The sequence below is a fragment of the Gammaproteobacteria bacterium genome, assembly GCA_013696315.1.
Lineage (GTDB): Bacteria > Pseudomonadota > Gammaproteobacteria > JACCYU01 > JACCYU01 > JACCYU01.
The window spans coordinates 1-8,134 of sequence record JACCYU010000043.1 but is presented as its reverse complement, the minus strand read 5'-3'; the positions used below and the strand labels follow the sequence as shown (position 1 = coordinate 8,134).

The following is an 8,134-nucleotide window of genomic DNA, read 5'->3' as shown; positions in this document are numbered from 1 at the left end:
CGGGTAGCTTTGACGGCATTTGCGTCGCGCGGAATAGACCCTTAAGTCTACCGCCACAAATCCGCACATACGCCGGCACCAGCGGCCGGGTGCGCTGAAATCTGAAGCCGAAACAGCATTCAGATTCGGTGTCGCCGCCGGGGCGTATGGAGGTCCAACCCGCACTTAACGGAGTTTGTTCATGGCCAACGTTACCATGCGCCAGATGCTGGAAGCTGGCGTGCATTTCGGGCATCAGACCCGCTACTGGAATCCCAAGATGGCGCCGTTTATTTTCGGCGAGCGCAACAGGATTCACATCATCAATCTCGAAAAAACCCTGCCGCTGTTCAATGACGCCATCAATTACCTTGGCCGCATGGCCGCGGATGGCGGCAAGATACTGTTTGTCGGCACCAAGCGTTCCGCGCGCGAGCCCGTCGGCGAGCAGGCCGTCCGTTGCGGCATGCCTTACGTCAATCATCGCTGGCTGGGCGGCATGCTCACCAACTTTCAAACCGTGCGCAAGTCCATCAAGCGGCTTACGGATCTGCAGCAGATGAACGAGGACGGGACCTTCGAACGCCTGGGCAAGAAGGAAATTCTCAAGCTTACGCGCGAAATGGACAAACTGCAGCGCAGCCTGGGCGGCATCAAGGAGATGACCAGTCCGCCGGACGTGCTCTTCGTGATCGATGTCGGTTACGAGCGCATCGCGGTGGACGAGGCCATCAAACTGAAGATTCCGGTCGTGGCCGTCGTCGACACCAATCATTCCACCGCGGGCATCGACTACGTGATCCCCGGCAATGATGATGCGATCCGCGCCATTCAGCTTTACACCGGCGGCGTCGCCGATGCGGTCGCCGACGGTCTTATGCAGCGGCGCGCGGCGCCGGGCGCCGAGGACGAGTTCGTCGAACTCGACGAAGATGGCGAACCTCGCGCACGCGCCAACGCGCGCAACCGGGCCGCGACCAGGCCAAGAGCCGCGGCGAGCAGACGCGCGGAGCCCAATGGCGCGGACGGGGCGCCCCCGTCAGCGGATACGTCGCCGTCACTGGATCGAAGTGCCGCGGTCAGTCGTGCGGAGGATGTCGCCGAACCTGAAGCCGACCGGGCGGCAGGCGCGCCGGCTTCGAAAACTAACGGATCGTAACGGCTCCGTTGTCGTACCAAGGTTTTACAAGGTCGGACCATAAAAGATTGGTAATGCGAGAGCAGCGCGATGTAGCGCTGCGATCGCTACAACAGAGGTAAGGCTATGCAAATTACCGCAGCCATGGTCAAGGAACTCCGCGAGCGCACCGGGGCCGGCATGATGGAATGCAAGAAGGCGCTGGCGGCGTGCGACGGCGACATGGACCTGGCCGTTGCGTCGATGCGCAAAGCAGGTACAGCCAAGGCCGACAAGCGCGCGGCCAGAGTCGCCGTCGAAGGCGTGATCCGGATCCGCGCGGCAAGCGACGCGCGCGAGGCCGCCATGGTGGAGGTCAACTGTGAGACCGATTTTGTCGCCAAAGGAGACGATTTCGCCGCGTTTGCGCAGGCGCTGGCGGAGACCGCCGCGCGGCACAGGCCTGCCGACGTCGAGGCCCTGATGGCGCTGCCCTGGTCAAGCGAAGACGGGGTCTCCCTCGAAGAGCAGCGGCTGCGCATGGTTGCGAAGCTCGGCGAAAACGTGCAGGTGCGGCGTTTTGATTTGATGCAGGCACAAGACGGCCGCGTGGGCATTTACTTGCATGGCAGCCGCATCGGTGTGCTGGTCGAACTGGCCGGCGGCGACGAGGCGCTCGCGAAAGACGTGGCCATGCATGTGGCCGCAAGCCGGCCGCTGTGCGTCGACGAGCATCAGGTGCCGGCCGAGGTGCTGACGAACGAGCGTGCGATCTTCGCCGCGCAGGCGCAAGCCAGCGGCAAGCCCGCGGCCATTATCGACAAGATGGTGCAGGGCCGCCTCAAGAAATACCTGGGCGAAGTGACCCTGGTCGGGCAGCCGTTCGTAAAAGACCCCGAGCAGACCGTCGGTGCGTTGCTCGCGGCGTCGGGCGCAAAAGTCCTCCGCTTTGTACGCTTCGAGGTGGGCGAAGGCATCGAGAAGAAGTCCGGCAACTTCGCCGATGAAGTCATGGCCCAGGTGAAAGGCGGGTGAACTATAGCTGTGGGTGCCGCGGCATGCTCGCGATGCATAAGATCGGCGGCGTTGCGGACGCGGGGCCCTACGTGAGAAACGACCCCGGCTTATGAACGACGCCGCCAGGCCGGTTTACAAGCGAATTCTGCTGAAACTCAGCGGCGAGGCGCTAATGGGCGCTCAGGACTACGGCATCGAGCCTAGCGTGATCGGCCGCATCGCAAACGACCTGGGTGAGCTGAATCGGCGCGGCGTGGAAGTTGCGGTGGTGATCGGCGGGGGCAATATCTTTCGCGGCAAGGGTCTGGCCGAAGCTGGTATGGATCGGGTCACCGCCGACCAGATGGGCATGCTCGCCACAGTTATCAACGCGCTAGCCTTGCAGGACGCACTGGAAAGCTGCGGTCTTTACTGCCGCGTGATGTCCGCGATCAAGATCAATCAGGTGTGCGAAGACTACATCCGCCGCCGCGCCGTGCGCCATCTGGAGAAAGGCCGCATCGTGGTGTTCGCCGCCGGCACCGGCAATCCATTTTTTACCACCGATTCGGCGGCCGCCCTGCGCGCCAGCGAAATCGACGCCGACCTGATGCTCAAGGCGACCAAGGTGGATGGCGTTTACGACGCTGACCCGGTCACGCACGCGGACGCGAAACGTTACGATCGCCTGACTTACGACGAGGTGCTCACGCGCAAGCTTCGTGTAATGGACGCCACCGCCATCGTGATGTGCCGCGACAACGATATTCCACTGCGCATTTTCAATATTTTTCGCGAAGGCGATTTACTGAGGGTGGTAATGGGTGAGCAGGTGGGTACCATCGTGGCTAGCGAGTGACATCGGCAAGGGCGCTGACGCCGCGGATTTACGGATCGCGCGCGATGGCCTGGCAGGCAGGGTTTTAATCGCACCGGGATTTTTTGTCAACGGAACGCCGGCATGATCGAAGATATCAAGAAAGATGCGAACATGCGCATGCGCAAGAGCGTCGAGGCGCTGGGCCAGGAGTTATCCAGGGTACGCACCGGGCGTGCCAACGCGAGTCTGCTGGATCACGTCATGGTGGACTATTACGGTGCGCCGACGCCAATCAACCGTGTGGCCAACGTCACCGTGGAGGATTCGCGCACCCTGACCGTCACTCCGTGGGAGAGAAATATGGTGGCGGCGGTGGAAAAGGCCATCATGAACTCCGATCTGGGCCTCAATCCCGCCACCGCCGGCATGGTCATCCGCGTGCCGCTGCCCGCGCTCACGGAACAGCGCCGCCGGGATCTGGTCAGGGTGGTGCGCCACGAGGCCGAAAACGCGCGCGTCGCGGTTCGTAATATCCGGCGCGACGCCAACAACGATATCAAGGAGCTTGCCCGCGAGAAGGAAATCTCCTCGGATGAGGAACATCGCGGGCAGGATGCCATACAGAAACTGACCGATCAGTATGTCGAGCAGGTCGATCAGATGCTGCTCCACAAGGAGCAGGATCTGATGGACATCTGATGCACCGTCGCGAAAAACCTTTGCAAACGTCAATGATTGGTTGTATCCATGACTTTTATAAACAATAACTAAAGTCTGTATTTGCAAGTTGTTTATGATAATTTTCCGGTGCCCGTGACTGCCCTTGTGATGAGTTGACTGGTGTGAACGGTGTGTCCGGCCAGCTGGTGCCGCGCCACGTCGCCATCGTTATGGACGGTAATGGACGCTGGGCGCGGGCGCGGCGGCTGCCGCGCACGGCCGGGCACCGGCAGGGTGTACTGGCGACCCGCAAGGTCGTGCGCGCCTGTGGCGAACGCGGCATTGAAGTGCTGACGTTGTTCGCCTTCAGCAGCGAAAACTGGCAACGTCCGCGGGCCGAAGTCAGCACCCTGATGGAGCTTTTTTTTGCGACACTCCGTCGCGAAGTACGGGAGCTGGCCGCGCACGGCGTGCGGTTGCGGTTCATCGGCGATCGCACCGCGTTCTCGACCAAGCTGCGACGTCAGATCGAACTGACCGAACAGGCAACCGCGGGTGGCGGTAATCTGTTGCTCAACGTCGCGGCCAACTACGGAGGTCGCTGGGATATCATGCAGGCGGTGCGTGGCCTGGTCGACGATATCGCCGCGCGGGGCGTGGGCCGCGAAAGCGTCACGACCCAGGCGATCGACGGACGGCTGGTCACGGCCGGCGCGCCGGAGCCCGACCTTTTTATTCGCACCGGCGGCGAACACCGCATCAGTAATTTCTTGATATGGCAACTGGCGTATACCGAACTTTATTTCACCGATGTTTTGTGGCCGGATTTTGACCAGGCGGCGCTGGACAGTGCGCTCGCCTCATTCGCCCGTCGGCAGCGCCGCTATGGAAAAACCGGCGAGCAGATTTAGAGGGCTTACCTTGCTCGAAAAGCGGGTCGCCACCGGCGCCGCAATGGTCGTGGGCATGGGCGCGGCCGCGTTGTGGTTGCCTTCAGCTACGCTGGCGGGTGTATTGCTGGTGATCATCCTGCTGGGCGCGTGGGAATGGACGCGACTTACCGGGATACTGAGACGCGACATGCGAATTTGTTATCTGGCGGTACTTGCGGGCAGCGCGTACCTCGTGTGGCGGTTGTTCGACGAGGGCTGGACCCTGGCGCCCGTTGTGGCGGGCGCTTTGTGGTGGCTGGTGGCGCTGATGATCCTGGCGGTTTACCAGCCGGGCGCCATCCGCGGTCCGGCGAGTACAGCCGTGCTGCGGTGCGCGGGACTGTTCGCGCTGGTGCCCGCCTGGATCGCGATGATCGGGTTGCATAGGCTGGCGCCGCGTCCGGGCTGGCTGGTCTTCCTGTTGCTGCTGGTATGGGTGGCGGACTCCGCCGCGTATTTCTCCGGCAAGCGGTTCGGACGCACGCCGCTCGCGCCGCTGATCAGTCCGGCCAAGACGCGCGAGGGACTGTATGGCGCGCTGGTGGCGAACGGGGTGCTGGCCGCGGGCGGCGCCTGGTGGTTCGCCGTGCCTGGGGCGCTGTGGGTGTATTTCGTCGGCCTGTGTCTGATCACCACCTTGCTATCCGTCGCCGGAGACCTTTTCGAAAGCCTGCTGAAGCGTCGTACAGGCGTGAAAGACAGCGGCAGGATGCTGCCCGGGCATGGCGGCGTTCTGGATCGCATCGACAGCGTGGTGGCCGCCGCGCCGCCCTTCGTGCTGGGGTTGCACTGGATGCACCCGCGCCTGGCGTGATGGCAGATTCGCCGCCGCCTCGCAGTCTCGCTCACGACATCGCGTCCGTAGCCGCGCCGTCGAAGGTCGCGGTATTGGGATCGACCGGCACGATTGGCGTCAATACCCTGGACGTAATCCGGCGTCATCCGGATCGCTTTCACGTCGCGGCGCTAGCCGCCAATCAGGATGTGGATACGCTGTACGGGCAGTGCGTCGAGCACCGGCCCCAACGCGCGGTCATGCGCGATGCGGGCAAGGCCGATGAGCTGCGAGGCAGGCTGCGCACGGCCGGCCTGCGCATCGAGGTCTTCGCGGGGGACGCGGGCCTGGAACAGATCGCGCGCGACATCGATGTCGAATCGGTTATGGCCGCGATCGTGGGCGCCGCCGGGTTGCTGCCCACCCTGGCGGCCGCGAAGGCCGGCAAACGCGTGTTGCTGGCGAACAAGGAGTCGCTGGTTATGGCAGGCTCCCTGCTGATGCGCACCGTGCGGGACAACCACGCCTGCCTGTTGCCCATCGACAGTGAACACAACGCGGTGTTTCAATGCCTGCCTCCGGGATGCCAGGCGGCCAATGCGCCGGCCTCTGTCGCGCGAACCGGGCTGCATACCGCCGGCGTGAAGCAAATATTGTTGACAGCATCCGGCGGGCCGTTCAGAGATATGCCGCTGTCAGAACTTGAGAGCGTGACGCCGGCGCAGGCCTGCGCGCACCCGAACTGGAAGATGGGACGCAAGATTTCGGTGGATTCCGCGACCATGATGAACAAGGGGCTGGAGGTTATCGAAGCCTGCTGGCTGTTCGATTGTCATCCTGAGCAGGTGCAGGTGGTGTTGCATCCGCAAAGCGTGGTGCATTCGCTGGTGGCGTTCGTCGATGGTTCCGTGCTGGCGGAACTGGGCAACCCGGACATGCGCACCCCCATAGCGCACGCCCTGGCGTGGCCCGCGCGCATCGCCTCGGGGGTGCGGGCGCTGGACCTGGTCGAGGTCGGGAAACTGGACTTTCTGCCGCTCGAAGCGGCGCGATTTCCGTGTCTGGGGCTCGCTTATGACGCGCTGCGCGCCGGCGGCACCGCAACCACGGTACTGAACGCCGCCAACGAAGTGGCCGTGCAGAGTTTTCTCGATGAGCAGATCGCGTTTATGGATATCCCGCGGGTCATCGACCATACGCTGACAAGGATCGCGCCCACCCGCGCCGATGAACTTTCGGCAATCCTCGGCGCCGACCAGGCCGCGCGCGCCATGGCCGCGCAATACATCGCGGCGCACGCTTAAAGCTTCGTACATGACCATCCTCATCAGCGTTCTCGCCTTTGTCACGGCTATCAGCATTCTCGTGGGCTTTCATGAATTCGGCCATTTCTGGGTGGCGAAGCGGCTGGGTGTCAAGGTACTCAAGTTTTCGATCGGCTTCGGCAAGCCGCTTTGGAAGCGCACTTACGGGCCAGATCGCACCGAATATGTGATCGCCGCGATCCCGCTGGGCGGATACGTGAAGATGCTGGACGAGCGCGAAGGGCAGGTCGATGCGTCCGAGCGTGAGCGGGCGTTCAACCGGCAACCGGTGGGCAAGCGGATCGCCATCGTCGCGGCCGGCCCGCTGGCGAATTTTCTGCTCGCGGTGGTCGCCTACTGGCTGATGTTCATGCTCGGCGTCAGTGGCGTCAAGCCGGTCATCGGCGACGTAGCACCCGACAGCATCGCGGCCCGTGCGGGGATCGAGCGCGGCGACGAGATAATGCGCGTCAACGGCGAGCGCACGCCGACCTGGGAGGCCGCGAGCATCGCGCTCATCGAGCAGGCGCTGGAGCAGGGCGACGTAAGCCTGAGTCTACGCGACGAGGCCGGCGTGCGGAGTACGCATAAGCTGGATCTCAACGATACGCGCGAGGTCCTGGGCGACGACAATCTGCTGTCGACTTTGGGTATCACGCCGTGGCAGCCGGCTTATGAGGCGGTACTGGGAGAACTGACCGCCAATGGCCCCGCCGAGCGCGGAGGCCTGCGCACCGGCGACCGGATTGTGCGCGCCGATGGCCGGCCAATCGCGAACTGGGAAAAGTGGGTGAATTACGTACGCGCACGCCCTGACCAGAACATTAAACTAGACATCGAACGCGACGGCCAGACCTTGCTGCGGCAGTTGCGCACCGATGCGGAGCGTGACGGCGACGCGATGATTGGTCGCATCGGCGCGTATCCGCGCATCGACCAGGCCACACTCGACGCAATGCGGGTGGAAGTCAGCTACAACCCCATCAGCGCCTTGGGTCTGGCCGCGTCGCGGACCTGGGAGCTGTCGGTGCTCACCGTGCGCGTGCTGTGGAAGCTGGTAACCGGCGAGGCGTCGCTGAAGAATGTCAGCGGACCTATTACCATCGCCGAATACGCCGGTGTGTCGGCGGCGATCGGCGTCTCGGCGTTTCTCGGCGCGCTCGCGATCTTCAGCATCAGCATTGGTATTCTCAACCTGCTGCCAGTGCCGATACTGGACGGCGGCCATCTGCTTTATTACTTCATCGAGCTGGTCAAGGGTAGCCAGGTGTCGGAGTCGTTCGAGGCCATGGGCCAGCGAATTGGACTTGCGGCGCTGGCGGGGCTCATGGCGCTCGCCTTTTATAACGACTTCTCAAGACTGCTGGGTTAGTGATATTTCGTTTAATTAAATCGCTGGTCTTAACCGGCGCACTGCTGCTTTTTGCCAGTAACGCGCAGGCGGCGTCATTCGTCATCGAAGATATCGAGCTTAAGGGACTGGGCCGAATCGAGCCGGGTACGGTGTTCACCTACCTGCCGATTCAGGTGGGCGACCAGTATACCGACGAC

Annotated in this window: 9 protein-coding genes; all 9 read left to right on the top strand. The window is 62.9% G+C overall.

Going from position 1 to position 8,134, the window contains the following annotated elements; genetic code table 11:
* Positions 1-181: 181 nt before the first annotated feature.
* On the top strand, positions 182-1,138 hold the full coding sequence (gene rpsB, locus H0V34_02890) for a 30S ribosomal protein S2 (protein MBA2490684.1): 957 nt from the start codon (positions 182-184) through the stop codon (positions 1,136-1,138).
* Between the two features lie 105 nt (positions 1,139-1,243).
* Positions 1,244-2,131, top strand: a complete 888-nt coding sequence (locus H0V34_02885) for an elongation factor Ts (protein MBA2490683.1) — start codon at positions 1,244-1,246, stop codon at positions 2,129-2,131.
* 91 nt (positions 2,132-2,222) lie between these two features.
* The gene (locus H0V34_02880; GenBank protein ID MBA2490682.1) at positions 2,223-2,951 is read left to right on the top strand and encodes a UMP kinase; all 729 of its coding nucleotides are present in this window, start codon (positions 2,223-2,225) and stop codon (positions 2,949-2,951) included.
* Between the two features lie 102 nt (positions 2,952-3,053).
* Positions 3,054-3,611: a ribosome recycling factor gene (gene frr / locus H0V34_02875; protein MBA2490681.1), complete on the top strand. Its 558-nt coding sequence runs from the start codon at positions 3,054-3,056 to the stop codon at positions 3,609-3,611.
* A 167-nt stretch (positions 3,612-3,778) separates the two neighbouring features.
* Positions 3,779-4,483 carry a di-trans,poly-cis-decaprenylcistransferase gene (gene uppS / locus H0V34_02870; GenBank protein ID MBA2490680.1) on the top strand — a complete coding sequence of 235 codons (705 nt, stop codon included), beginning with the start codon at positions 3,779-3,781 and terminating at the stop codon, positions 4,481-4,483.
* Positions 4,458-5,318 (top strand): phosphatidate cytidylyltransferase, encoded by an 861-nt coding sequence (locus tag H0V34_02865; GenBank protein MBA2490679.1) that lies wholly within the window; start codon positions 4,458-4,460, stop codon positions 5,316-5,318. Before uppS ends, H0V34_02865 begins: the two co-directional genes overlap by 26 nt.
* A complete protein-coding gene (locus tag H0V34_02860) occupies positions 5,318-6,583 on the top strand; it encodes a 1-deoxy-D-xylulose-5-phosphate reductoisomerase (GenBank protein MBA2490678.1) in 1,266 nt (421 codons plus the stop codon). The genes H0V34_02865 and H0V34_02860 overlap by 1 nt, the downstream gene beginning before the upstream one ends.
* 10 nt (positions 6,584-6,593) lie before the next feature.
* Positions 6,594-7,955: an RIP metalloprotease RseP gene (gene rseP / locus H0V34_02855; GenBank protein MBA2490677.1), complete on the top strand. Its 1,362-nt coding sequence runs from the start codon at positions 6,594-6,596 to the stop codon at positions 7,953-7,955.
* On the top strand, positions 7,955-8,134 hold a 180-nt coding region (locus H0V34_02850), incomplete at its 3' end, for a hypothetical protein (protein ID MBA2490676.1). The genes rseP and H0V34_02850, both read left to right, overlap by 1 nt.

Bases quoted from the DNA above. Each gene is read 5' to 3' on its own strand.
- H0V34_02860 (MBA2490678.1), top strand. From the start codon at position 5,318: ATGGCAGATTCGCCGCCGCCTCGCAGTCTCGCTCACGACATCGCGTCC.
- H0V34_02885 (MBA2490683.1), top strand. From the start codon at position 1,244: ATGCAAATTACCGCAGCCATGGTCAAGGAACTCCGCGAGCGCACCGGG.
- frr (MBA2490681.1), top strand. From the start codon at position 3,054: ATGATCGAAGATATCAAGAAAGATGCGAACATGCGCATGCGCAAGAGC.
- H0V34_02865 (MBA2490679.1), top strand. From the start codon at position 4,458: ATGGAAAAACCGGCGAGCAGATTTAGAGGGCTTACCTTGCTCGAAAAG.
- H0V34_02880 (MBA2490682.1), top strand. From the start codon at position 2,223: ATGAACGACGCCGCCAGGCCGGTTTACAAGCGAATTCTGCTGAAACTC.
- rpsB (MBA2490684.1), top strand. From the start codon at position 182: ATGGCCAACGTTACCATGCGCCAGATGCTGGAAGCTGGCGTGCATTTC.
- rseP (MBA2490677.1), top strand. From the start codon at position 6,594: ATGACCATCCTCATCAGCGTTCTCGCCTTTGTCACGGCTATCAGCATT.